The sequence below is a fragment of the Mycobacterium sp. P2_H7 genome (assembly GCF_056403275.1).
Genome location: NZ_JBFUFU010000001.1, coordinates 80983 through 107867, shown reverse-complemented (window position 1 = coordinate 107867; position 26885 = coordinate 80983). Strand labels below are relative to the sequence as shown.

The 26885-nt window shown below is 67.2% G+C and carries 10 protein-coding genes; 4 read left to right on the top strand and 6 right to left on the bottom strand.

All coding sequences use genetic code 11. The annotated features are described in order from the left end of the window. Positions 1–70: 70 nt before the first annotated feature. The gene (locus AC1DY7_RS00475) at positions 71–934 is read left to right on the top strand and encodes a cyclopropane mycolic acid synthase family methyltransferase (RefSeq protein WP_477491683.1); all 864 of its coding nucleotides are present in this window, start codon (positions 71–73) and stop codon (positions 932–934) included. Here AC1DY7_RS00475 and AC1DY7_RS00470 read toward each other — a convergent pair. Further along, positions 918–1388, bottom strand: a complete 471-nt coding sequence (locus AC1DY7_RS00470; protein WP_477491682.1) for a DUF779 domain-containing protein — start codon at positions 1386–1388, stop codon at positions 918–920. The two genes, AC1DY7_RS00475 and AC1DY7_RS00470, sit on opposite strands and share 17 nt — an antisense overlap. 33 nt (positions 1389–1421) lie before the next feature. Here AC1DY7_RS00470 and AC1DY7_RS00465 point away from each other — a divergent pair, with 33 nt between their 5' ends. Beyond that, positions 1422–3431, top strand: a complete 2010-nt coding sequence (locus tag AC1DY7_RS00465) for a prolyl oligopeptidase family serine peptidase (protein ID WP_477491681.1) — start codon at positions 1422–1424, stop codon at positions 3429–3431. Here AC1DY7_RS00465 and AC1DY7_RS00460 read toward each other — a convergent pair. From AC1DY7_RS00460 to AC1DY7_RS00450, 3 genes are all read right to left on the bottom strand, one after another. Next, on the bottom strand, positions 3424–11376 hold the full coding sequence (locus AC1DY7_RS00460; protein WP_477491680.1) for an Ig-like domain-containing protein: 7953 nt from the start codon (positions 11374–11376) through the stop codon (positions 3424–3426). The genes AC1DY7_RS00465 and AC1DY7_RS00460 overlap by 8 nt on opposite strands. A 249-nt stretch (positions 11377–11625) precedes the next feature. Then, positions 11626–18906 (bottom strand): Ig-like domain-containing protein, encoded by a 7281-nt coding sequence (locus AC1DY7_RS00455; protein WP_477491944.1) that lies wholly within the window; start codon positions 18904–18906, stop codon positions 11626–11628. 387 nt (positions 18907–19293) lie between these two features. Next, on the bottom strand, positions 19294–23844 hold the full coding sequence (locus AC1DY7_RS00450; RefSeq protein ID WP_477491679.1) for a beta strand repeat-containing protein: 4551 nt from the start codon (positions 23842–23844) through the stop codon (positions 19294–19296). Positions 23845–24011: 167 nt separating this feature from the next. Here AC1DY7_RS00450 and AC1DY7_RS00445 point away from each other — a divergent pair, with 167 nt between their 5' ends. Next, positions 24012–24251: a hypothetical protein gene (locus tag AC1DY7_RS00445; protein ID WP_477491678.1), complete on the top strand. Its 240-nt coding sequence runs from the start codon at positions 24012–24014 to the stop codon at positions 24249–24251. After that, the gene (locus AC1DY7_RS00440) at positions 24241–25140 is read left to right on the top strand and encodes a crotonase/enoyl-CoA hydratase family protein (RefSeq protein WP_477491677.1); all 900 of its coding nucleotides are present in this window, start codon (positions 24241–24243) and stop codon (positions 25138–25140) included. The genes AC1DY7_RS00445 and AC1DY7_RS00440 overlap by 11 nt, the downstream gene beginning before the upstream one ends. Here AC1DY7_RS00440 and AC1DY7_RS00435 read toward each other — a convergent pair. Together AC1DY7_RS00435 and ppk2 are read right to left on the bottom strand one after the other, a co-directional pair. Next, complete coding sequence (locus AC1DY7_RS00435; protein WP_477491676.1) at positions 25120–25971, bottom strand: hypothetical protein; 852 nt, start codon at positions 25969–25971, stop codon at positions 25120–25122. The genes AC1DY7_RS00440 and AC1DY7_RS00435 overlap by 21 nt on opposite strands. A gap of 32 nt (positions 25972–26003) precedes the next feature. Continuing rightward, positions 26004–26861 carry a polyphosphate kinase 2 gene (ppk2, locus tag AC1DY7_RS00430; protein ID WP_477491675.1) on the bottom strand — a complete coding sequence of 286 codons (858 nt, stop codon included), beginning with the start codon at positions 26859–26861 and terminating at the stop codon, positions 26004–26006. Between the last annotated feature and the right edge of the window lie 24 nt (positions 26862–26885).

Here is a 26885-nt window from a genome sequence, read left to right as displayed (position 1 = left end):
GTTTCGTGGTTTCAAGGGTGAACCGCGGGGTAAACCTAGCCCGTATGTCAATCGAGAGGCCAAGCTTTTAATGTCCAAGCAGTTGAAACCGCACTTCGAGGACGTACAGGCGCACTACGACCTGTCTGACGACTTCTTCCGGCTGTTCCAAGATCCCACCCAGACCTACAGCTGCGCGTACTTCGAGCGTGACGATATGACGCTTGAGGAAGCGCAGATCGCGAAGATCGATCTTTCCCTTGGCAAACTTGGGCTTGAGCCGGGCATGACGCTGTTGGATGTCGGCTGTGGATGGGGCGCCACGATGCGCCGCGCGATCGAGAAGTACGACGTGAACGTCGTCGGGCTGACGTTGTCGAAAAACCAGGCCGCACACGTCCAGGAAGAGTTCGACAAGCTGGACACCGCGCGCACCCGGCGGATCTTGCTGCAGGGCTGGGAACAGTTCGACGAACCGGTGGACCGCATCGTCTCGATCGGCGCGTTCGAGCATTTCGGGCACGACCGGTACACCGAGTTCTTCGAGAAGACCTACCGGATCCTGCCGTCGGACGGCGTGATGATGCTGCATTCCATCTGCGGGATCCATCCCGCCGAGGCGCGGGAACTCGGCATCTCGCTGACCTTCGAGCTGGCGCGCTTCATCAAGTTCATCTTGACCGAGATCTTCCCCGGCGGCCGCCTGCCGTCGGTGCCGATGGTCGAGGAGCACGCCACCGCGGCGGGCTACAAGGTCACCCGGGTGCAGTCCCTGCAGCCGCATTACGCCAAGACGCTCGACATCTGGGCGGCGAACCTGGAGGCCCACAAGGACGAGGCCATCGCCATCCAGTCCCAAGAGGTCTACGACCGCTACATGCGCTACCTGACCGGCTGCGCAGACCTGTTCCGCAACCGCCAGGTCGACGTCGACCAGTTCACCTTGGAGAAATAGCGCACGCATCGGCCGCTTCGGCCACGATCCGGGTCTGTACGTCGGCGGGGCGTTCCCCGTCGGCGTACCGAACCCCGGTGATCGGTGGCCGACCGCCGACCTCGGCGTTCTCCTCGTCGGTGAAGACCCGGCCGCGGGACAGGAATCGCATCCCTTCGGGGGATTCCAGGCTGAACCCGCCACCGCGGCCGGGCACCACGTCGATGATCAGCTGGGTGTGCTGCCAGGCCTCGAATTGCGGGCCCGAGATCCACACCGGCACGCCGTCTCCCACGTCCAGCACGCCCAGCAGGATGTCGCGGTCCCCCACGATGAAGTCGCCGTCGGGGTAACACATGGGCGACGAACCGTCGCAGCAGCCGCCGGACTGGTGAAACATCAACGCGCCGTGGCGCTTCTGCAGCATCGCGAGCAGGTCGGCGGCCTGGGCGGTGATCAAGGCTCGGCTGGTCATGAATTCACGGTACGCCCACGGTACAAAGGTCACATGAGTTCTGAACGTGACCCCGTCGCTTCGCTCGCCCCAGACCTCCACCTTTGGCTAGAAGACGTCACCGGCGACGACGCGCTCGCGTGGGTGCGCCGGCACAACGAACCGACGCTCACCGCGCTCGGCGGAGAGCAGTTCGACGCCATGCGCGCCGAGGCGCTGCAGGTGCTCGACACCGACGCCCGGATCCCGTACGTGCGCCGCCGCGGTGAGCACCTCTACAACTTCTGGCGCGACGAAGCCAACCCGCGCGGACTCTGGCGGCGTACCTCCCTGGAGTCCTACCGGACCGACGCCCCGGTGTGGGATGTCGTCATCGACGTCGATGCGCTCGCGGCCGCCGACGACGAGAACTGGGTGTGGGCGGGTGCCGATGTGATCGAACCCGATCACTCGCGCGCGCTCATCAGCTTGTCCCGCGGCGGTGCCGATGCCGTGGTGGTCCGCGAATTCGACATGTCCACAAAGGAATTCGTCGCCGGTGGATTCGAGCTGCCCGAGGCCAAGACCCAGATCACCTGGGCCGGACCGGATACCGTGCTGGTCGGTACCGATTTCGGCGAGGACGCGCTGACCGACTCCGGCTACGCGCGACTGGTGAAGCGGTGGCAGCGCGGCCAGGACCTCGCCGACATCCCCACGGTGTACGCCGGGGAGCGCACCGACGTGATCGTCGCCGCCTCGGTGGACCGCACGCCGGGGTTCGAGCGGACGCTGATCAGCCGGGCCGTGGACTTCTTCAACGACGAGATCTACGAGCTGCGCGGCGACGAGCTGATCCTGATCGACGCGCCGACCGATGCGTCGCTGTCGCTGCACCGGGACTGGCTGCTGATCGAACTGCGCACCGACTGGAGGGGCTACACCGCGGGCTCGCTACTGGCGGCCGATTATTCCGAATTTCTCACCGGCACAGCAGATATCGCCGTGGTTTTCAAGCCCGACGCGCACACCTGCCTGCACCAGTACTCGTGGACCCGCGACAAACTGGTCGTGGTGACCCTCGCCGACGTCGCCAGCCGGGTACAGATCCTCACCCCCGGTGACTGGGCAGCGGCCGACGTCCCCGGGCTTCCCGCCAACACCAACATCGTCATCGCGGGCGCCGATTCCGACGGCGATGAGATCTTCCTGGACTCAAGCGGATTCACCACGCCGTCGCGGCTGCTGCTCGGCTCCGACGGTGGCGGATTCAGCGAGATCAAACGCGCCCCGGCCTTTTTCGACGCCGAGGGCCTGGAGGTCGCGCAGCATTTCGCGGTGTCCGCCGACGGCACCCGGGTCCCGTATTTCGTGGTGGGGCGCCCGGGCGCCACGGGCCCGACCCTGCTGGGCGGCTACGGCGGCTTCGAGGTGTCACGCACCCCCGCGTACGACGGTGTGCTGGGCCGGTTGTGGCTGGCCCGCGGCGGTACCTATGTGCTGGCCAACATCCGCGGCGGCGGCGAGTACGGACCGGGCTGGCACACCCAGGCCATGCGGGCGGGCCGGCATCTGGTCGACGAAGACTTCGCGGCGGTGGCCCGTGATCTGGTGACCCGCGGCATCACGACGGTGCCGCAGCTTGGCGCCCAGGGCGGCAGCAACGGCGGACTGCTGATGGGCATCATGTTGACGCGCTACCCCGAACTGTTCGGCGCGCTCGTGTGCAGCGTGCCACTGCTGGACATGAAACGCTTTCACCTGCTGCTGGCCGGCGCGTCCTGGGTGGCCGAATACGGCAACCCGGATGACCCAGCGGACTGGGAGTTCATCGCCAAATACTCCCCGTACCAGAATATTTCGGCCGACGGGGCCTATCCCCCGATACTCATCACCACCTCGACCCGCGATGACAGGGTGCATCCGGGACACGCCAGGAAGATGACGGCGGCACTGGAGGACGCGGGTCATCAGGTGGACTACTACGAGAACATCGAGGGCGGACACGGCGGCGCCGCCGACAACTCGCAGGCGGCGTTCCGGGCCGCGCTGATCTACTCGTACCTGTGGCGCACGCTCAGCTGATCTGAAGGACCGTCACCTTGGTGGGCCCGGCGCTGGTGGAGGCCGAGGCGACGATGTAGTCGCCGTCGGCGCTGATCCGCGCGGGGTCGACCGCCGTACCCGCCAACACGGTGGTGGTGCCGATCTGCGCGCCCGTGGCTGTGTTGAGCAGCGCCACCTGGGTGGTGCCGCCGAGCACGGTGGTGACGACGACACGGGTACCGTCCGCGCTGAGCTGAGGCTGCCCCGTGGTGGCTCCGGTGAGAGTGAGGCTGTCGCCGACCTGCGCCCCGGTGAGCGCGTCGAGCACCGAGACCGTCGTGACGCCACCGGTCGCCGAGGTCACCACCACCCTGGTGCCGTCGGAGTTCAATTGCAGCCCGGCCAGCTGATCGCCGACGCCGGTGACCGCGGATACCTGTGCACCCGTGGCGGTGTCGACGGTGACGCCGTTCGTCGTGTACTGCCCGTCCCCGTCTGCGGTGGTAGCGACGATCAGCACGCGGCCGCCATCGGTACCGGACTGCGCCGTCGACGCCAGTCCGCTGCCCGCCACCCAGCCGCCGGCGAGACTGAGGGTGGCGCCCACCTGCGTCCCGGCGGTCAGGTCGATCAGCAACACGCAGGTCGCCGACTGGTCGGGTGACTGCACCACCAGCACCGCCCTGGTGCCACTGGGGTTCAGGATGAGCCGATCGTAGGAGCTCTTCGAATCCCCTGAGCCCGAGGGCCATCCGCTGGTCTGGATCACCGAGCCCACCTGTGCGCCGGTCGTCATGTTGACCACCACCACACCCGCCCGGAAGACATCGGTCTGCGAACTGCCGTCGATTCCCTGCAGCGTCAGCACGGCCCGACTTCCGTCGGCGCTGAATTGCGCGCGCGTCACCGCGGCATAGGACGACACCGTGAACCCGGTCCCGATCTGGGCGCCGCCGACGTTGTACACCGAAACCTTTGAGCTCAAGCCGGTCTCGCTGGTCTGCACGAAATCGGTGAGGACGAGCTTGGACCCGTCGGCGTTGAGAGCGGCCAGCGTCGAGCTGTTGTACGTCGTGGCCGAGACGGCGGCCCGGGTGATCGGCGCTCCGACGGGGATACCCGTCGCCGCGTTCACGACGGTGATCGTCGTGGCGGTGGTGACACCACCGATCTGCCCGCCGGTCACGACGGCGGCCCTCGATCCGTCGGCGCTGAACGACGCCGCCGCGGTGCCCACCACGGCTCCCGAGTCGTAGACCAGCCCACCCGTGGTGGTGTTGATCAGGACCAGCCGCCCGGACGGTTTGGCGTCGCTGGACAATCCGGTGGTCGCCACGGCGACGCGGCTGCCGTCGGCGTTCGTCTGCAACACCGGACCGACCGCCTTGTCCCCCAGGTAGTTCGACGACGTATAGGTGACACCCACCTGCGCGCCGGTGGTGGCGTCGATGACCGCGACCCGCACGGTGTTCGACGAGTCGGTGGTCGCCACGGCGACGCGGCTGCCGTCGGCGGTGAACTGGACGAGGCTCGGTGCCGAACCGTTGAGGGTGAAGAAGTTTCCGACCTTCGCGCCGGTGACGGTGTTGATGACCGAGAAGGCGACGACACCGCCGGCGGCAGCCTTGGTGACCACCACCGCACGGGTGCCGTCGCCGTTGAAGTACGCGTCGTGGGCGACGCCGTTGACCGTGATGGTGCCGACCGTCGCGGCGGTGCGCGTCACCGGGGCGATGTCGACGGTCACGCTGGCAGTCGCGGTGCCGCCGTGGGCATCCGTGACCGTGACGGTGACGGTGTCCTGCTTGTCGGCGGCGGTGGCGCCGCCTGCGGCCGCGAGAAGTCGTGCCGCCTCGGTCGGGGTGTAGGTGAACGCCCCTGTCGACGCGTTGACGGTGACGGTGCCCTTGGTGGAGGCGGGCGCGGTGTAGGTGAGGGTATCCCCGTCGAGGTCCGTGCCCGTCGCGGTACCGGTCACCGCCCCGGTCGACGTGTTCGGCGACCCGGTGGTCACCGTCAGCGTCGGGCCGCTGTTGGCGGGCTGGATGCTCACCGCCACCGAAGTCGTTGCGGTTCCGCCGAATCCGTCGGTCACCGTGATGGTGAAGGTGTCGGCCTTGTCGGCCGCGGTCGCCGTGGCGGCGGCCGACGCGTGGCGCGCCGCATCGGTCGGGGTGTAGGTGAACGATCCGGTCGCTGCGTCGATGACGACGGAACCCTTGGATGTGCTTGCCGGAGCGGCGTATTGGAGCACATCGCCGTTGCCGTCGGCACCCGTCGCCTTACCGGTCACGATGCCCGTCGAGGCGTCCGGGGAGCCCTTGGTGGCCGTCACGGTGGGCACGGTGTTGGCCGGCAGGATGTTCACCGTCACCGTCACCGGCACGCTGGCGCCATAACCGTCGGTGATGGTCACTGTGAAGGTGTCCGTCTTCTCGGTGGTCGCCGTCACCGATGCAGCGGCGTGGCGCGCTGCGGCGGTCGGGGTGAAGGTGAACGCACCCGTGGTGGAGCTGATGGTGACGGTGCCCTTGGAGGCCCCTGCGACAACGTATTTCAGCGTGTCGCCGTTGGCATCGGTGCCAGACACCGTTCCGGTCACCGCACCCGTGGTGGCATTGGGCGCATTCGTGGTCACCGTCGCCGTCGGGACGGTGTTGGCCGGCTGGATGCTGACCGACACCGTCGCGGTGACCGTGGACCCGAATCCGTCGGTGACGGTGACGGTGAAGCTGTCCGACCTGGCCGTGGTTGCGCTCGTCGCGGACGCCGCGTGCCGGGCCGCCGCCGTCGGCGTGTACGTGAACGCGCCCGTCACGGCGTCAATCATGATGGCGCCCTTGGTGGTTGTCGCGGGCGCCGCGTACTTGAGGGTGTCCCCGTCGGTGTCGGTGCCCGACACGGTCCCGGTAACCAGACCGGTGGACGGGTCGGGGGATCCCGTCGTGACCGAGAGGGTCGGCGCGGCATTGGCCGGCCGCACGGTCACATTGACGGTGATCGGCACGCTGGCTCCGTACCCGTCGGTGACGGTGACTGTGAAGCTGTCGGCCTTGTCGGCCGCGGTCGCCGTGGGCGAGGCCGCCGCGTGGCGGGCTTGCGCGGTCGGCGTGTAGGTGTAGGACCCCGTGGACGCATTGATGGTGATGGTGCCCTTGGCACTGGTGGCGGGCGCGGCGTAGGTCAGGACGTCGCTGTTGGCGTCGGTGCCCGTCACCTTGCCGGTCACCACGCCGGTCGTGGTGTTCGGTGTTCCCACTGTCGCGGTCAGGGTGGGTGCGGTGTTGGCCGGCGCGACGGTCACCGTCACCGTGGTCGGGACGCTCGCCCCGAACCCGTCGGTCACCGTCACGGTGAAGGTATCCGACTTGTCCGCGTCCGTCGCGGTGACCGAACTGGCCTTGTGCCTGGCCGCCGCGGTCGGCGCGTAGGTGAACGTACCGGTGGTGGCATTGATGGTGACGGTGCCCTTGGAGGCCCCTGCCGCAACGAATTTGAGGGCGTCACCCTCGGGGTCCGTGCCGGTGACGGTGCCCGTGACCACCCCCGTCGAGGCGTCGGCCGTCCCCGTGCTGACTCCCGGGGTCGGGGCCGTGTTGGCCGGCGCGATGCTGACCGTGACCGTGACCGGCACACTCGCGCCGTAACCGTCGGTGACCGTGACGGTGAAGGTGTCCGACTTGACGGCAGCGGTCGCGGTGGTCGACGACGCCGCGTGCCGTGCGGCCTCGGTCGGCGTGTAGATGTACGCGCCCGTCGATGCGTCGATCGTGATGGCGCCCTTGGCCGTCGTGGTGGGCGCGGAGTAGGCAAGCGCGTCACCGTTGGCATCGGTACCGGTGACCTTGCCGGTCACCACCCCCGTCGAGGTGTTCGGTGAGCCCGTGGTCACCGACGCCGTCGGCACGGTGTTGGTAGGCAGAATGTTCACCGTCACCGTGACGGGCACGCTGGCTCCGAAAGCGTCGGTCACTGTGACGGTGAAACTGTCGGTCTTGTCCGTCCCGGAGACCGACGCGGCCGCGTGCCGCGCCGCCGCCGACGGTGTGTAGGTGAAGGCACCTGTGGTGGTGTTGAAGGTGATGGCGCCCTTGGAAGTGCTTGTGGGAACGGCGTATTTGACCGCGTCGCCATCGGCGTCGGTAGCGGTCACGGTGCCCGTCACCGCACCCGTGGTGGCGTTCGGCGCGTTCGTGGTGACCACCGCCGTCGGGGCGGCGTTGGCCGGTGCGATGCTCACCGCGACCGTAGCGGTGACGGTCGCGCCGAAGCCGTCGGTCACCGTCACGGTGAAGCTGTCGGCCTTGTCCGCGGCGGTGGCGGTCGCTGCGGCCGCCGCGTGCCGGGCCGCCGCCGTCGGGGTGTAGGTGAAAGCGCCGGTGGTGGCGTTGATCGTGACGGCGCCCTTGGAAGTGCTTGTGGGAGAGCTGAATGTGAGAGCGTCCCCGTCGTGATCGGTACCCGTGACGGTGCCGGTGACCGCACCCGTCGACGGGTCGGCGGTGCCCGTCGTCACGCCCAGGGTCGGTGCGGCGTTGACTGCAGGCGCGATGGTCACCGTCACCGTCGTGGCGACACTGCCGCCGAACCCGTCCGCAACGGTCACCGTGAACGAGTCCGATGTGTCGGCGGCACTCGCCGTCACCGACGATGCCGCATGCCGCGCCGCTGCCGTCGGGGTGTAGGTCCATGCCCCCGTGCCGGCGTTGATCGTGACAGCGCCCTTGGCTGTACTTGCGGGAGCGGCGAAAGTGATTGTGTCACCGTCGGAGTCGGTTCCCGAGACCGTTCCCGTGACCACGCCGGTCGCGGCATTCGGCGAACCCGTCGTCACCGTCAGCGCCGGCGCGGCGTTGAACGGCAGGATGCTGACCGTCACTGTGGTCGACGCGGTGGCCCCGGCCGCGTCGGTCACCGTCACGGTGAACGTGTCCGCCTTGTCGGCCGCGGACGCCGTCGGCGCGGCCGCCGCGTGCCGCGCCGCGGCCGTCGGCGTGTAAGTGAAGGTGGTACCGGTGATGACCAGGGCACCCTTGGGGGTGGTGGCCGGGCCGCTGAACGTGAGGGTGTCGCCGTCGGCATCGGTCGCCGACAGTGTCCCGGTCACCACGCCGGAGGTGGAATTCGGTTCCGCCACAACGGCAGTGAGATTCTCCGGGGCCGAGTTGCCGGCGACGGCATCGATCGACACGGTGACGGCCACCGTGACGACATTTCCTTTTCCGTCACTCACGGTGACGTTGAAGGCGTCCGATTTGTCCGCGGCCGAGGCCCCGGCGGCGGCCGCCGCGTGCCGCGCCTCCTCGGTCGGGGTGTACGTGAAGGCCCCGGTGGTCCCGTTGACGGTGACGGTGCCCTTGGCGGGGGCCGCGGGCGAGCCGTAGCTCAGCACGTCGTTGTCGGGGTCCGAGCCGGTCACCTTGCCGTTGACCACCCCGGTGGCAGCATCCGGTTCACCTACCGACACCGAGACGGCGGGCGGCAGATTGCTCGGAAGAATCTTGACCTGAACGGTTTTCGTCGCCGTGCCACCGTGGCCGTCGACGACGGTCAGGGTGAGGGTATCGGTCACCGTCTTACCTATCGCGGCGCTGCGTGCGGCGGCGGTCGGCGTGTAGGTGTAGGCCCCGGTCGTGGCATTCACCACGACCTTGCCGCTGACGGTGGACGCGCCGCTGTAGGTGAACGTGTCCGCATCGGCGTCGGTGACCGAGATCTGGCCTGCCACCACGCCGGTCTTCGAATCCGGCTCTCCCGCAGTGATGGTGCCGATCACCGGAGCGGCGTTCGCCGGCGCGATCGCGACCTTCACACTCTTGGTCACCGTGCCGCCGTGGCCGTCGGTGACCGTCACCGTGAACGTCTCCGTCGTGACCGCGGACGTCGCACCCGGAACGGCCGCGGCGTGCCGCGCCGCATCCGAGGCGGTGTAGGTGAACGACCCGTCCTGGGCGAAGGCCACCGTGCCCTTCTTCGGGATCGCCTTGAACGTCAGCACATCCGCGTCGGCATCGGCCACACCGAGACTGCCGGTCACCACACCCGCACCATTGGGCGCGTTCACCGTCGGCGTGGCCGCCGCTGTGAGCACCGTGTTGATCGGCTTCACCGACACCGTCACCGTCTTGGTGGAGACGCCGCCGTGGCCGTCGGTGATGGTGACGAGGAACGAATCGGTCTTGTCCGCGGTGACGGTGCCGGCGGCGGCATGGCGCGCCACGTCGGTCGGCGTGTAGGTGAACGCTCCCGTGGCGGTGTCGAGGGTCACCGAGCCCTTGGAGGTGTTCGTCGGCGACGAATAGGTCAGCGTGTCCTTGTCTGTGTCGGCGCCCTTGACCTTGCCGGTGACGATCCCGGTCGTGGAGTTCGGTGTCCCGACGTACACCGTCGCCGTGGGGTTTGCATTGGCCGGAAGAATCTGCACCACAACAGATGTCGATGCCGTACCGCCGTGGCCGTCCTTGACGGACAACGTGATGGTCTCCGAGGTGGCTCCGCCGCTGGCCGCGGTGTGCCGCGCTGCCGAGGTCGGGGTGAAGGTGTACGCGCCCGTCGTGGCGTTCACCACCACCTTGCCGTTGACGGTGGACGTACCGCTGTAGGTGAACTTGTCCAGGTCCGCATCGGTGACCGAAATCTGGCCTGCGACGACGCCTTTGATGCTCGGAGCGCCCGCAGTCACCTCACCGATCACCGGGTCCACATTGGCCGGGGCGATCGCGACCTTCACACTCTTGGTCACCGTGCCGCCGCGACCGTCGGTGACCGTCACCGTGAATGTCTCCGTCGTCACCGACGAGGTCGCACCCGGAACCGCCGCGGCGTGCCGAGCCACTGCCGTCGGCGTATAGGTGAACGACCCGTCCTCGGCGAACGTCACCGTGCCCTTCTTCGGGGCGGCCTTGAAGGTCAGGTCGTCCGAATCACCATCGGAGGCAACGATATTGCCGCTCACCACGCCCGATCCGTCGGGCGTGTTCACCGTCGCCGTGCCGGCGGTCGGCGCCGTGTTGATCGACTTCACCGAGACCGTGACGAGTTTGTCTGCCGTGCCGCCGAACCCGTCGGACACCGTGATGGTGAACGTGTCGGTCTTGTCCGCGGTGGTCGCTCCTGTTACCGAGGCCGCGTGCCGGATGGCGAGGGTCGGGGTGTACTTGAAGGCACCCGTCGTGGCGTTGACCACCACGGCGCCACCCTTGGTGCTGGTGGCCGGGGCGGAGTAGGTCAGCGGGTCCTTGTCGGCATCGGCACCCTTGATCGAACCCATGACGATGCCCGTGGTGTTCGGCGCACCGACCGAGGGAGTGCCCAGTGTCGGGTTCTGGTTGTTCACCGCGGCGGTCGCCAGCGCCGTCGGCTTGGCATCGGCGTCGAATTCGCGCCGCGACGCCGCCGCAGCCACCCACAGCAGCGGCGAGTTCACCAGCGGACCGGTCGGGACGCCGCCCAGCAGGGAGGAATCGACCACGGCCGCCGACGCGACGGTCACCGAATCCGCGACCACGGGCGCGGCCGGTGCGACCTGCGCCACCGGCGGAGCGGCCTGCGCACTCACCGAGACCGGTGCCGACTCCACACTCTTCGTGGGCTCCGGGGTCTTGTCGTCGGCCTTCGCGTGACGCGCCGGCCGGGACGTCACCGAGGACTTCGGGGCCTCCGGCTTGGCCAGCTTGGCGGTACCCGGCTTGCGCTTGTGCGAGGTCTTGGCCCCGGACTCGGCCGGTTTGTCTGCGGCTGCGGGCTCTGCGGCGGGAGTGTCCGTGCTGGTCTCGGGGTTCTTGACTGGGGCGCCGGTCGATTCCGATGGCCCGGTGCTGCCGCTCGTCTCCGAGCCGCTCGTGGCCGTGTCGTCGGCCCACGCGGTTCCGTGGCCCAGGGATACCGCGGCGCCCACGCCGAGCGCCACAGCAAGACCGCCGACTCGGCCCACGAACCGACCAGCACCCACCACAACTCCCAACGTCACGACCGCAGCGGGCACCAGGCACAGCTATGTTCGAGCTACAGGGTAAAGCCTGGAAATATCCCTAGCGTCAAAATTGCTGGAATTGCACCCCACGGGCTCAGTTGTCAGGTGCGCGCACAGTGCGTTGCGTGCGCCATCACCAGGTGATTCGGCCATCCCGGCCGCAGCGGCAAAGCCGACCCACCGGCCGGCTTGTTGTCCGAGGTTTTGCCAAACGAGCGATGGGGACTGACGCCGTCAGCCCCCATCACTCCGCCCCCTGGCTCAGGTGATCTTCAGGACCGTCGCGCTGGTCGTGCTGGTGCCGCCCGCAGTCGTAGAGGTGGGCGCCAGGATGTACGTACCGTTGGCACTCAGTCGCGCACCCGGCGCCGGTCCGGAAGGCGACGCCCCCGGCAGCACGACGGTGGCACCGATCTGGGTGCCCGTGACGGTGTTGATCACCACCACTCTCGATGCGCCGCCCGATTGCGCCGACACCACGACTCGGGTGCTGTCCGCACTGAACTCAGCAGTCCCCGCAGGAACGCCGGCCAGTGTGATGGTGCTCCCGATCTGCGCGCCGGTGAGCACGTTGTGTACGGACATGGTGGTGTTGACCAAGTCAGTTCTGGCGACCAGGACCCGAGTGCCGTCCGGCGTGATTTGCAGTACGGCCGGATAGGTGGAGGTCTCGTTGATCTCGTAGAGCTTCGCCCCGGTTGTGGTGTCGATGACGACTGCGTTCGACGTGGCGGTGCCGATGTTGATGTTGTTTCTGACGCTGTTCACCAGGATCCGCGTCCCATCGGCGCTCAGCTGCACCACTTTCTCGGTCCCGCCGCCTGACGCCCCGACAGTCGTGATGGTGCTACCGACCTTGGCTCCGGTGAGGAGATTCACGACCGCGATCTGGCTCGAGTCTCCGTCGGTCGCCCGGCCGACCAGCACCGCGCGGGTACCGGCGGCATTCATGTAGGCCGAGGTCGGCCCGCTCGATGGGCTGACCAGCTGACTGGGCGCGCCGGTGACGGACACCGTCGTGCCGACCTGTGCCCCGGTCGCCCCATTGATCACCACCAGCGCGGTGCGGTAAGGCGCGGTGGGTGTACTTGCATCGATCCCCAGCACGGTCAGGACTGCCCGGCTGCCGTCCGCGGTGAACTGCGCCGGCAGGAACGCCGCGTAGGGCAGCGTCACGGTATTACCGATCTGAGAGCCGCCGAAGTTGAACAACGCGAAATTGCTCGTAAAGGTCCCGTCGGAGGAGTTCTGCGTGAAGTCGGCGAGGATCGCTTTGCTCCCGTCGGCATTGAGCGCGACGGAGCTGGCACCGGTGCGGGTCAGCGTCGACCCGACCTGGGTTCCCGCAACCGCATTCACGAACCGAACCTGTGTCGTCCCGCCGCTCGGTGCGTTCGGATCTTGGAAGGTGACGATGGCCCGGCCGCCGTTGCCGCTGAAGGAGATCTGGGCGATGCCGTCAACGTCGCCGGAGTCGTACACCGTGGCACCGTTCGCGGTGTTGAGCAGGACCACCCGCCCCGTGGCGTCACCGAAACCAGCGGTGCTGGCAATGGACGCTCGGGTTCCGTCGCTATTCAGTCGTGCCGCGAAACCGCCGACCGAGTTCGACGAGGTGTACCCGTTCGACGCGGTGTAGGTGGTGCCGACCTGTTGTCCCGACGCCGTATTGATGATCGCGACGTGGATCGTCTGATCGAAGTCGTCATCGTTGGTAGACACCACGGCTCGGCTGCCGTCCGCGCTGAACTCCACCGCCGTCACCACCGCACCCGTGACCGTCACCGCATTGCCGATCTTGCCGCCCGACACGCCGTTGAGCACCGTGAACGCGATGCCGCCGGAGGTCTTGGTCGCCACGACCGCCCGACTGCCGTCCTTACTGAAGTACGCGTTCTGGACCGCTCCGTCGACGGTGACCGTGTTGACCGTGGTGACCGTGGTGGGTGCACCGGTGGCCGCCGGCTGGATCGCGACGGTGACGTTGATGGGCGCTGTCCCGCCATGGCTGTCGCTGACGGTGATCGTAAAGGTGTCTTGCACATCGGCTGCCGCGCCGCCCGCCGCCGCCTGCCGCGCCGCTGGGGACGGCGTGTAGGTGAAGGTGGTGCCCGTGATGCTCAGCGAGCCCTTCGTCGTGGTGGACGGACCCGTGTAGGTGAGGGCATCCCCGTCGGTGTCGGTGGCCGCGAGCGTTCCGGTCACCACACCCGTGGTGGTATTGGGAAGGCCGGGAATCGCTGTCGCATTGGTCGGAGCGGCATTGGCCCCGGGCTGGATCGCGACAGTGACAGGGACGGCGAGGGAGTTCCCCAGTGGGTCACTGGCGATGACGTTGAACGTGTCGGTCTGGGCTCCGTTGGCGGTCAAGGCCGCATGCCGCGCCGCGGCCGTCGGGGTGTAGGTGAAGGTGCCGTCGGTCGCAACGGTCACAGTTCCGCTTGTGGTGGTCGAAGTTCCGCTGTAGCTCAGCGGATCTCCCTGAGAGTCGGTCGCCGTGACGGTGCCGGTGACCACCCCGGTGCTGACGTTGGGGCTGCCCGCCGTGAACGCGCCGTTGATGGGCGCTCCGGTGGGGTCGCCGATCTGCAGGGTGGAGACCTTCGTGGTGATTTTGGTTCCGGTCCCGGTCACGCTGGCCACCACCACACGGGAGCTGTCATCGCTGCGGTACGTGGACCACGCCTCGCCCGTCAGGGTCACCGTGGAGCCGATCCGGTTGGCAGTCAGGAGATCGACCGCCGTGACCGTGCTGCTGGTTGCGGATGCGGTGTACACGATGGCCCGGGACGGATCGTCGTCGACGGTGGCCCCGGTCCAGTCGTCACCGGTGAAGGTCAGCGTGCTGCCCACCTGCGCACCGGTCGCCGCGTCGTACACCGAGAGCTCGGTGGTCGCCGGATCCGTGTCGGTGCTGGCCGTGTCGGTGCTGGCCGTGTCGGCGAGAACAGTGATGCGATTGCCTGCCGCATTGAACTGAACGAACGACGACCAGGAACCGGTGAACTCGCGTGTTGCCGCCAGCTGCGCACCGTTGTCGGTGTTGATGATCGCCAGCCGCGTGATGTAGCCCGTGGTGTCGTCGCCGGTGTAGGTGAGGTACACCGCCCGATTGCCGGAAGCCACGACATTCGCGTCATCCGCGTACACGCCGGGCGCGCCGGTCAGGGTGATGGTGCTGCCGACCTGGGCGCCGTTCGCCGTGTTCAGCAGAGCGACACGGGTGACGTAGCCGCTGGTCTCATCACCACTGACGGTGGTGATGAAGGCGCGGCTGTCGTCGTCGTTGTACAGCGGCGGCAGGAACGAGGTGCCGTCCTGCGCCTCGAAGGTGACGTCACCGAGCACCGTCAGCGTCGACCCGAGCTTGGCTCCGGTGAGGGTGTTGATCAGCGCCACGTTGGTGGAACCGCCGGCGGTCGTGGTGACCAGTGCCCGGGTGCCGTCGGTGTTCAGTTGCAGCGGTTGCAACGTTCGCGGATCGGTTCCGTCATAACCGAACGGAATACCTGCCACATCGACGGTGGCACCGACCTGCGCGCCGGTGGCGGTGTTGACGACCACCACGCGCACCCCGTTCGGCCCGGTGTCGTCCACCGAGTAGACGGTGACGACGGCGCGGGTGCCTGCGGCGTTGAACTGCGCGGGCAGGAGTGTCGCACCGGCGACGACGATGGGACTGCCGACCTGGGCGCCGGTGGCCGTGTCGAATACCGAGACAAAGGTGCTGCCGTCGCCATCCTCGTTGTAAACCGTTGTGTTGACCACGAACTGGCTGCCGTCATCGCTCAGGTGCGCGGCGCCCGCACCCACATGATCGACGGTGAAGCCGACCTGCGCTCCGGTGCTCACGTTCAACACGAGCACATGGGTGGTCGAGGTTGTGCCGTTGAGGTTCGTCACGTACGCGATGATCGCGCGGGTGGAGTCGGCGTTGTAGGACACCGGGTTGTACAGCACGCCGGTCACCGTCGTGGTGCCCACGTCGGTTCCTGTCACCGTGTTGATGATCGTCACCTGGGCGGTCTCGACATTGGAATCCGGGTCGATACCGGTCGTCGTGACGATCAGCCTGCTGCCGTCGACGTTGCTGTCGATGGTGACGGGATCGACGAAGTTGAAGTCGTCGTCGGATTGTGCGTTGGCGTATTCGCGTGTCGTGCCGACCCGCGCACCGGTAAGCGTGTTGACCAACGTCAAGCGGCGCACCGCATCTCCGGAAACGTCGGAGTAGCCGTCAAGGGTCAGGATGGCGCGACTTCCATCGGCGTTGAATTGCAACGCATCCGGGAGGTAGGCCGACCCTTGCAGGCTCAGCGCGCTACCGACCTGCTTGCCCGTGCTGGCGTTGATGACCGCCACCCGGACGGTGCCGCTGTCCGTGTCCCCCACGTACGTGGACACCAACGCCTTGGTTCCGTCGTCACTGAAGACCACACCATTGGACTGGCCGGCGAGTTTCACTGCGGTGCCGATCTTGGCGCCGGTCGCGACGTTGACGACAGTGACCGAGGTCGAGTAGCCCTTGGTGTCGTCTCCGGTGACGGTGGTGATGACCGCACGCGTGCCATTTCCGTTCATCACGGCGTCGTAGTTGTCGCCCGCCAGATCGACCGTGCCGACGACGCCCACTGCCGCCTTCGGCGCAATGGCGACGTTGACGACCTGGGTCTTCACGCCACCGGTGTGTCCATCGGTGATCGTCACCGTGAACGAATCGGTCTTGGCGGCGGCCGCAGTCCCGGCGGCCGCATCGCGCGCCGTCGGGGACGGGGTGTAGATGAATGCTCCGGTGGCGGCATTGACCGTCACCGTGCCCTTCGTCGTCGACGCCGGGGCCGAGTACGTCAGCACATCCTTGTCCGCGTCGGCGCCCTTGACCGTCCCGGTCACGATGCCCGTCGTGGTGTTCGGCTTGTTGACCGTAACCGTCGACGTCGGAACGGCATTGGCGGGCGTGATGGTAACCGGGACGACCTTGGTGGTCACCGCACCCTTGACGTCCGTGATCGAGACCGTGAAGGTGTCCGAAGTGACCGGGTTGACGGTCAGGCTCGCCGCATGGCGTGCCGCCGCCGACGGGGTGTAGGTGAACGCGCCCGTCGCCGCGTTGATGGTGACCTTGCCGGATGCCGGGGCGACCGCGGTGTACTTCGGGAGGACGCCGGGGGCCCCGTCGGGATCGATGGCGTTCACCGTGCCGGTGACCACGCCGCTGGTCGGGTTGGTGTTCTGATTCGAGATGACCGCATTGATCGGGGCCTTGTTCGGCGAGACCGCCACCGTCACATCCTGGGTGATCGAGGCACCCCGGGCGTCGGTGATGGTCACAGTGAACGAATCCGACTGTGCCGCATCGCCTGCGACCCCGTCGGCCGCGGCCTGACGGGCCGCTTGCGTCGGGGTGTAGCTGAACGCACCGGTCTTGGCGTTGATCGTGACGCCACCCCTACCGGTGGAGCCCGGGACGGTGTAGGTCAGCGCATCCTTGTCGACGAGGTCGACCGCTTTCACCGTGCCGGTCACCACGCCGGTGGTCGGGTTAGGGGCGTTGACGGTGGCGCTCGGGCTGGTGGGCGCCGTGTTCGGCGCGACCGGCACCGTAAGTATCTGGGTGATGGTGCCGTCGGTGTGGCCGTCGGAGATGGTGACCGAGATCGAATCCGATGTCGCCGGGTCGCCGACCGCCGCCGCGCCGGATGCCAGGCGTGCATCTTGGTTCGGCGTGTAGGTGTAGGCGCCGGTCGTCGGGTTGACGGTGAAGGTGCCCTTGGGCGTCGTCAGTGTCGACGCCGAGAAGTTCAGCTTGTCCTTGTCGGCGTCGGCGGTCTTGATCGTGCCGGTGACCACACCGCTGTTGATGGTGGTCTTGCCCGCGGGCACCGAGGAGGTCGGGGTGGCGTTGAACGGCGAAATCGGCACCGTGACAAGTTGTGTCGTTACCGCGCCCTTGGCGTCGGTCACCGACACTGTGAAGCTGTCGGAGGTGATGGCGCCAACGGTCAGGCTGGCGGCGTGCCGGGCCGCGGCGGTCGGGGTGTAGGTCAGCGCCCCGGTGTTCGCGTCGACGGTGATCTTGCTCTTGGTCGCGGTGGCGCCGACGGCGTACTTCAGCAGACCACCCTCAGGATCGGTCGCATTCACGGTGCCCGTGATGGCCCCGTTGGCCGGGGCCGGATCGTTGAGCGTGACGGGGGCAATGACCGGTGCCTGGTTCGGCGAGACGGCCACGTTCACCACGGTGGTGATCGACGCGCCCTGCGCGTCCTTGACCGTGACGGTGAACGAATCCTGTTTCGCTGCAACGTCAGAACCCGCGGCAGCCTGCCGCGCAGCTTGGGTCGGGGTGTAGGTGAACGCCCCCGTCGACGCGTTCAGGGTGATCTTGCCCTTGGCCGTCGTCGCCACGGTCGTGTAGGTCAGCTTGTCTTTGTCGAGATCGGTGACCTTGACTGCGCCGGTCACCACGCCGGTCGTGTCGTTGGGAGCGTTGACCACATGCACGCCCTCAACCGGCTTGTTGTTGGGATCGATGGCGACCTGGACGGTCACCGTGCCGGTAGCGCCTAGGGCGTCGGTCACGGTGACATCGAACGAATCCAGCTTGTCCGCAGGGTCGAGCGAGGTGGCTGCGGTCTGGCGGGCGTTCACCGACGGGGTGTAGGTGAACTTGCCGTTGGTGGCGCTGATGACCACCGTCCCCTTGGACGTGGCCGCCGGCGCCGAGTACATCAGCGCGTCCTTGTCGACATCGACACCCTTGACCGTCCCGGTCACCACACCGGTGGTGGTGCTCGGCTTGCCGGCCGTGTACGTCGCCGTCGGCGGGTTGTTGGGTACCGCGCCCGCCCCTGCTGCACCGGCCGCAGCCGCGGCCGCCAGGCTCGCGCCTTCCTCGGGCACGTCGCTGCCCCCACCGAAGCCACGACGCGAAGCCGCTGCAGCCACCCACAGGATGGGCGAGTTCACCAGCGGGTTGCCGGGAACACCACCGAGCAAAGAGCTTTCGGCCACCGCACCGGCGACCAATCCCGTCGCCTGTGCCACCACCGGAGCCGCCGGTTTCACCTGCGCAGCCGGCACGGCCGCCGATGCCACCGACGCGGCCACCGCAACCGGTGTCGCCTTCACCGCGCGCGACGCCGACACACCCGTGCCGTCGCCGTCATCATCGTTGCGCGCAGGCCGTGACGTCACCGAAGACTTCGGTGCCTCTGCAGCTTCCTTCTTCGCCGCCTTGGCAGCGGCCGGCTTGCGTTTGTGCGACGAACTCGACCCGTCCGTGCCGGTTGCCCCCGACCCACCGGTCTTGGCACCGGTGGGCGACTCGGCGGTCTCTTTCGTATCGTCGGTCGGAGTCGAGCCGGACTTCGGCGCCTTGACCGCGGCACCGGCGGAGGAACCACCACCGGACGTCGCACTGCCGGCGGTGGAGCCACCCGCGGCAACGCTGCCACCGGACTCCGAACCACCCCCGGTTCCGTCGTCCGCCCAGGCGATCCCCGATCCGAGTGACACCGCCGCGCCCACCCCCAGCGCCACAGCCAAACCGCCAACCCGACCGACAAACCGCCCAGCGCCCATTAAGACTCCTGTTTTCGTAGCTAACTCTCAGCGGACAGTAAGCCATAACTGGGCAATCTCATGTAGGCCGTTCGGGGGATACGCCTCAGATTGCTGTGATCGAGACAGCGACCCCACTTCTAGCAGCACATCAGCAAGACATCCCAGCGCAAATGGATATCCAAATAACGAACAGTCGGCCACCGCCAATCAAGACTGATTTGCTTAATCCACACGGGCGTTCGCTTCGATGCTCAGGCAACCTTGCTCCGACACACGCCAGCGAACCGAATCGGAAGTCGCGGCGAGGACCCCGAACACCACAAACGCCCCGACCCATCGGGGCCGGGGCGTCTGCAGCGGTGTTCAGGCCTTGATCTGCACCGAGATGACCTTCGTGACGAAGCCGGTCGTAGCGTCACCGGTCTGAACCGTCACCACGGCCCGGTCGTTGGCATCGTCTCGGTAGACGTAGTACAAGCCGCCGGCGAGGGTCAGAGTGGGGCCGATCGTGGTCGCGGTGGTCAGATCGATGGCGGTGACCTTGGTGGTGTTGCCGGACACCGTGAACGCGAGGGCCCGGTTCGGATCGGTGGTCAGCGTGACCCACGTCCAGGTGCTTCCGGTGTAGGTCAACGTCTTCCCGACCTGAGCGCCCGTCACGGCGTTGTAGATCGACAGCTTGGAGGTCGTGTCGGTGTCAGCGAGGACCGTGACCCTGTTGTCGTCGCTGATCTGAACGTAGGCCCCGTAGGTGCCGGTGAAACTGCGGGTGGCGCCGAGCTGGGCACCGTTGTCGGTGTTGACAATCGCGACCCGGGTGGTGTAATTGCCTTTGCTGTCAAGGACATTGGTGAAGTACGCGGCCCTGTTCCCGGCAGCGACCAGGTTGGAATCGCCGACATAGGTGGCTGGGTCTCCCGTCAGAACGATCTCGTTGCCGACCTTGTTACCCGTCGACGTGTCGAGAAGCGTGACGTGTGTGGTATATCCACTCGCCGCACTTCCGGTGACGGTGGTCAGAAACGCACGGCTGTCGTCATCGTTGAACAGCGGAGTCAGGTAGGTATCGGTGTCCTCGACGTTGAAGGTGACCGTGCCGGTCACGGTCTGCGTCGACCCGATCTGCGTACCGGTGGTGGTGTTGATCACCGCGAAATTGCTCGTCGTGCCTGTGGGCGCTGTGGTCACCACGGCCCGAGTCCCGTTGGCCACCAACTGGATCGGTAGTGGCAGGCTGCCGCCAGCCGGGTCGAGGCCGACGGGAGCGCCCACGACGGTAACCGTGCCGCCGACCTGTTCGCCGGTGGCCGTGTCCATCACGATGACACGAACCTTGGAGAAGTCCACGGAATATCCGGTAACGATGGCACGCGTGCCGGCATCGTTGAACTGTGCGGGCAGGATGGTGGTCGTGTCATTGGCTAGGGCGCCGATACCGATCTGGGCGCCGGTTGCGGCGTTGTACACCAAGACCAAAGTCGTGGTTTGTCCGCTCACGGAGTCATAGTCGCCGCTGCTGACCACCAGCTTGGTGCCGTCACCGCTCAGCTGCGCGGCGCCAAGTCCTGGCACCGACAAGGTGGCGCCGACCTGGGCGCCGGTGGTCAGGTTGAGCAGCACCACCTCGGTATTCAGATTGGCTGGACTGTAGGCCAACACGGCGCGGGTGCCAGAGTCACTGATCTGGACGGGGTTGAACACGGTGCCACTGACCGAGGTGGTGGCGCCGAGCTGACTGCCGCCCGCCGTCTCGATGATCGTGATTGTGGTGACGGAGCCATCGGATCCACCGCCGAAGGTGCTGACAACGATTCTGCTGCCGTCGGCATTGAGGTCGACGGACACAGGCGACAGGCCGCCGATGATGGTGGTGCTGTCCTGAGTTCCGACGAAGGTCCCTGTGACACCCGCCTGCGCGCCTGTCGTCAAGTTCACCACCGTCACCCGGGTCACGTCATCGCCGGAGGTGTTCTTACCGTCTATGGCCAGGATCGCCCGGGACTGATCGGCGTTGTACTGCAAGGCATCATCGACGTAGCTGTAGCCCGCCAGCGTCAGGGTGGTGCCCAATTGGACGCCCGTGCCGGCGTTGATGACGGCCAACCGGGTGGACTGACTGCCGTCGACTTCGTCGACGGATGTGGCAACCAGCGCACGGGAGGCGTTGTCGCTGAAGGTGATCCAGCCCTGCTGGCCGGTCACCTGCACCGCGGTGCCCACCTTGGCGCCCGTCGTGGTGTTGATCACCGTGAACGACGTGGTGTAGCCACTGGTGCTGTCGCCGGTGACGGTGGCGATGATCGCCCGCGTCCCGTCCTTGCTCATCACCGCGTCGACGTTCTCGCCGTTGACGGTGACCGTCCCCGTCACGCTCAGGCCCTTGGGAGCCACCGTCACGTTCACGGTGAATGTTGTTGTACCGGTGTGCCCGTCAGACGCTGTGACGGTGAAGGCGTCGGCCTTGTCCGCGGCCGTGGCATTGGTGGCGTTGGCCTTGATCCGGGCGGCGTCGGTGGGCGTGTAGGTGAAGGTGCTGCCCGTGATGGTGATCGTGCCCTTGGCCGTCTTCGCGGGGGCCGTATAGGTCAGCGGGTCGCCGTTGGCGTCGGTGGCCGACAGTGTCCCGGTGACCACACCGTTGGCGCCGACGATGATACCCGAGGCCGCGCCGCCGGTGGGGCCGGTGTTCGTCGGCGACACGGTGACACTGACGAGTTTGTCGAATGAACCGCCATGGGCGTCGGTGATCGTCACGGTGAACGCGTCGGTCTTGTCGGCGGCGACCGTGCCCGCAGCGTCGTGCCGCGCCGCGGGCGTCGGGGTATAGGTGAACGCGCCGGTGGTCGCGTCGATCGTGACGGTGCCCTTGCTGGTGGTCGTCGGCGCGCTGTAGGTCAGGGAGTCCTTGTCCTTGTCGGTGCCCTTGACCGTGCCGGTGACCAACCCACTGGTGGCCTCAGGTTTGCCGACGGTGACCGTGGCGGTGGGTGCCGTATTGGCAGGCACCACCGTGACGGCGACCGGCGTGGTGATCGAGGCGCCCTTCGCATCGGTGATCGTGACAGTGAAAGAGTCTGAGGTGATTGGGTTTACGGTCAAGCCGGCCGCATGCCGGGCCGCCGCGGTCGGGGTGTAGGTGAACACTCCGGTCTTGGCGTTGATCTTCACCTTGCCGCCGGACGCCGACGCGGCCGCGCTGTAGGTGAGTGCGTCGATGTCCGGATCCTCCGCGGTCACCTTGCCGGTCACCACCCCGGATGAGGTGGAATTGGTGATCGTGAAGGCGGGATTGATCGGCGCGTTGTTCGGCGTGATGGTGACGGCGAACGACTGCGTGATCGGCGCACCTTTGGAGTCGGTAACGATCACGTTGACCACATCGAAATCCGCGCCGGCCACACCGTCGGCAACGGCCTGCCGGGCCGCCTGATTCGGCGTATAGGTGAATGCCCCCGTCTTCGGGTTGAGCGTGACGGTGCCCTTGGTCGTGGACTCGGCGCTGTAGCTGATGGTGTTGCCCTTGTCCGGGTCGGTGGCCTTGATGGTGCCGGTCACCGCGCCGGTCGTCGGGTTGGTCTTCAGGATCGGGGGTGCGCCGTTGACCGGTGCCTGGTTCTGCGCGATCGGCACCGTCACCGTGTCGGCGAACGAACCGCCGTGGCCATCGGACACGGTGAACGTGAAGGAGTCCGTTGTGTTCGGACCGGCCAGCAACTGCACCACCGCATACGGGGTATAGACGAACTTGCCCGTCGCGTCCGCCGTCACCGTGCCGCTGCCCGCCGGGGCGGACACGGTGTAGGTCAGCTTGTCCTTGTCCTTGTCTGTGCTCTTGACGGTCACCGTCACCGAACCGGTGGCCGGGTTCGGCTTGCCCACCGTGTAAGTGGCCGTCGGAGCAGTATTGGCCGGCACGATGTCTACGGTCAGCGTCTTGGTGTCGACGCCGCCCTTGCCGTCGGTCACCGTGAAGTTGATCGTGTCCGACGTGACCGGGTTTGTCGTCGCGGTGGCGGCATGCCGCGCCGCCGCCGTCGGGGTGTACTTGAAGGTGAACCCGCCCGTGGTGGCGGTGACGGTCACCTTGCCCTTGCTCGCGGTTGCCGAGTATTTGAGCGTGTTGCCGTCGGCGTCAGTCGCGGTGCCGAAGCCGCTGACCACCCCCGTGGATGAATCGGTGATGCTCGGTATCGGCGTCTGGATCACCGGATTGGCATTCGCCGTCTGCGCAGGGGCCGCAGCCGCCAACGCGGTCGCCGGCTCACCCGTGGACACCACCGCCGCCGCCTTCGCCGAAGCGTTACCGCCCCCGGCAAATTCACGCCGCGAGGCCGCGGCCACCGCCCACAACACCGGTGAGTTCACCAACGGCCCCGCCGGGACACCACCGACCAGCGACGCATCCACCACCACGCCGGAAACCGCACGTACCGATCCGGTCACCACCGCAGCCGCCGGCGCCGCCTCGGGCGCCTCGGAGACCGGTGCCGGGGCACTCGCCGCGACCGCGGCCGCCTTCACGCTCTTGGGTGCCGGCGGCGCCGTGTCATCGTCCTTGTCCTCGCGCACCGGCCGCGCCGTCACCGACGACTTCGGTGCCTCGGTGGCAGCCTTCTTGGCTGCCTTCGAACCGGCCGACTTACGCTTGTGCGACGAGCCCGCCGACGTAGTCTTCACCTCACTCTTGGACTCACCGCCGGTCTCCGCAGACGACGGCGAGGTCGGCTCTGGGGCAGTCGATCCCGACTCGGACGCACCCGGCGCCGAGGAGCCCGATGACGCACCGCCGCCGCCGGCTGACCCACCACTTGTCGAGCTGGTGCCACCGGACTCCGAGCCACCGGTTCCGTCTTCCGCCCAAGCGGTTCCCGAGCCGAGTGACACCGCCGCGCCCACCCCCAGCGCTACAGCCAAACCGCCTACCCGACCGATAAACCGCCCAGCGCCCATGGTGTCTCCTGACTACGACGTCAATTCACAGCGGATCCTAGGCGACGCCCGCCGCACCGCGCAGTCGACTGTTCAGATGACCCCGACATCGCGCAGTTGATCGGAGCCGTTCCCCCGTTATGCTTTCGCCGATGACGCCCTGGACCGTGTTACGCCGCTACCTGGTGTTCCAGGGCATGATGTTCGTCTTCGGCATCGTCGGGCCGATCTTCCTGGCCGTCTTCTTCGCCGTCCCCCGTGATCCGGACATGAAGTGGATGTACTACGCAGGCCTGCTGATCACGACCGCCGACATTCTCATTGCGCTCGGCCTCACCCAAAACTGGGTCAATCAAGAAAGATTGGCGCAGGATCGACGGCATGACCGATGAGTTCGAGACCTTGCTCTACGTCGCCACACCGCCCGTCGCGACCATCACGCTGAACCGCCCCGAACATCTGAACACCATCGTCCCGCCGATGCCCGACGAGATCGAACGGGCGATCGGGCGGGCCGAGCGCGACCCCGCCGTCAAGGTGATCGTGCTGCGCGGTGCGGGCCGGGCCTTCTCCGGCGGCTACGACTTCGGTGGCGGATTCGAGCAGTGGGGCGAGGCGATGAACACCGACGGCCGTTGGGATCCGGGCAAGGATTTCGCGATGGTCACCGCCCGCGAGACGGCCCCGACGAGCAAGTTCATGGCGATCTGGCGGGCCTCCAAGCCGGTGATCGCGCAGGTGCACGGCTGGTGCGTCGGCGGAGCCAGCGACTACGCACTGTGCGCGGACCTGGTGATCGCCAGCGACGACGCCGTCATCGGCACCCCGTACGCCCGGATGTGGGGCGCCTATCTGTCCGGAATGTGGCTCTACCGGCTGAGTTTGGCCAAGGTGAAATGGCATTCGCTGACCGGCGAGCCGCTCACCGGCAAGGAAGCCGCCGCGGTCGAACTCATCAACGAGTCGGTGCCGTTCGCGCAACTGGAAGCCCGGGTCGCCGAAGTGGCAGCCAAACTTGCACGAATCCCGTTGTCGCAGTTGCAAGCTCAGAAGCTGATAGTCAACCAGGCCTACGAGAACATGGGACTGGCATCAACCCAGACCCTCGGCGGCGTCCTCGACGGGTTGATGCGCAACACCCCCGACGCCCTGCGCTTCATCGACACCGCCGCCACCGACGGGGTCCGCGCCGCGGTCGAAATGCGCGACGGACCGTGGGGCGACTACGGCCAGGCCCCGCCGGACCGCCGGCCCGATCCCTCACACATCATCACGCCCTGAACCCAGCCCGCTCAGCAGTGCCACGATGACGCCGATGATCACCAGGCCGCCGCCCACGGTCAGCGTGAGGTTGAGCCACATGTGCATGCTGCCCACCGCATGATCGACCATCACGTCGGCGATCGCGTGCACATCCCCGGGCGTGCGATTCAGCGCATCGTCGACGTAGCGCCGCCCGATCTCGATGCCGGCCCAACCGGCCGCGCCCACCAACAGTGCCGAAATTCCCAGTGCGGCAAAGGCTTTACCGCGCGCCCGAGACGCCATCAAGGTCAGTAGCGCGAACACGCCGGTCAACACCGCAGCCCCGATGCTCGCCCACGGGCCCCACACCCCCACCAGCCGCAACTGACCGGGCCGCAGATGCTCGGACACCTGTTCGGTGAGCGGCACCTCCAGAGTCGACGGCACCTGCACGCCGAATCCGGCCAAAGTCTGCTGGATCGAACTGTCGGCCAGCATCGGCGCCAGGTCCACCACCCACCGACCGGACGAGTCCGAACGTGACACCTGATCGGTGAACAGCCACCGATGGGCGACGCGGTTGACCGTGGCGAACTGCCCGGGGAAGACGCTGCTGGCGGTGTAGGCACTCACCGTCGCACCGAGCACCGTGCCCTGCACTCCGGAAGCACCGGTTGCGGAGACTAGCTGTGCCCCCAACTCGGAGGCCATCGCCTGCTGCAGGGCAGGGTCCGTGGCGGCCGACGCGGACAACGCCGCGTACCCGTCCTCGGAGACCAGCGTGTGCTGGGCCCACAACGCCGGCACCGTGACCACCAGCAGCGCCGTGGTGATCAACCACAGCAGCGCCGCCAGCAGAAAGCGCACGGGCGTCCCTCCCTCACAGCAGGGACGCGGCGTCAGTCGCCCAGCGCGCGTCCCACGATCGCCGGGTCGGCCTGGCCGACCACCTCATGGTCTTTGTTGTCGTAGTTGAACTTACCCAGGACGTAGCGCATCGCGTTGATCCTGGCGCGTTTCTTGTCGTTGCTTTTCACGACGGTCCAGGGCGCGATCTCGGTATCGGTCCAGGCGAACATGTCCTCTTTGGCCGCCGTGTAACCGTCCCACTTGTCCAGCGAGGCCAGGTCCGTCGGTGAGAGCTTCCACTGCCGCACGGGGTCGACCTGGCGGATGGTGAACCGGGTGCGCTGCTCGTTCTGGGTGACCGAGAACCACAGCTTGGTCAGGCTGATGCCGTCGTTGACCAGCATCTGCTCGAACAGCGGTGCCTGCCTGATGAATTCGGCGTGCTGCTTGGGCGAGCAGTAGCCCATGACACGCTCGACGCCGGCCCGGTTGTACCAGGACCGGTCGAACAGCACGATCTCACCGGCGGCGGGCAGGTGGTTGACGTAGCGCTGGAAGTACCACTGGGTGCGTTCCTTCTCGGTCGGCTTCTCCAGGGCGACGACGCGGGCTCCGCGCGGGTTGAGGTGCTCCATGAACCGTTTGATGGTGCCGCCCTTGCCCGCGGCGTCCCGTCCCTCGAAGACGATGACGTGGCGCAGGCCGTTGGACTGGCTCCACTTCTGCAGCTTGAGCAGCTCGATCTGCAGCAGCCGCTTCTGCTCCTCGTACTCCGAGCGCTTCATCCGCTCGTCGTACGGATAGCCCTCACGCCAGGTGTCGACCACCTCGCCGCCGGGCATCAACAGCAATTCGGGATCGTCGTCGTCATCGTCGCGGACGGCGTAGCCGGAAAGGTCCAGAGTCACCGCACGAAGCTATCCACCCGGGCG

What these genes read in the sequence shown, in the direction of transcription:
- AC1DY7_RS00475 (WP_477491683.1), top strand. Translation starts at nt 71, where the DNA reads ATGTCCAAGCAGTTGAAACCGCACTTCGAGGACGTACAGGCGCACTAC.
- AC1DY7_RS00470 (WP_477491682.1), bottom strand. Translation starts at nt 1,388, where the DNA reads ATGACCAGCCGAGCCTTGATCACCGCCCAGGCCGCCGACCTGCTCGCG.
- AC1DY7_RS00440 (WP_477491677.1), top strand. Translation starts at nt 24,241, where the DNA reads ATGACCGATGAGTTCGAGACCTTGCTCTACGTCGCCACACCGCCCGTC.
- AC1DY7_RS00445 (WP_477491678.1), top strand. Translation starts at nt 24,012, where the DNA reads ATGACGCCCTGGACCGTGTTACGCCGCTACCTGGTGTTCCAGGGCATG.
- AC1DY7_RS00465 (WP_477491681.1), top strand. Translation starts at nt 1,422, where the DNA reads ATGAGTTCTGAACGTGACCCCGTCGCTTCGCTCGCCCCAGACCTCCAC.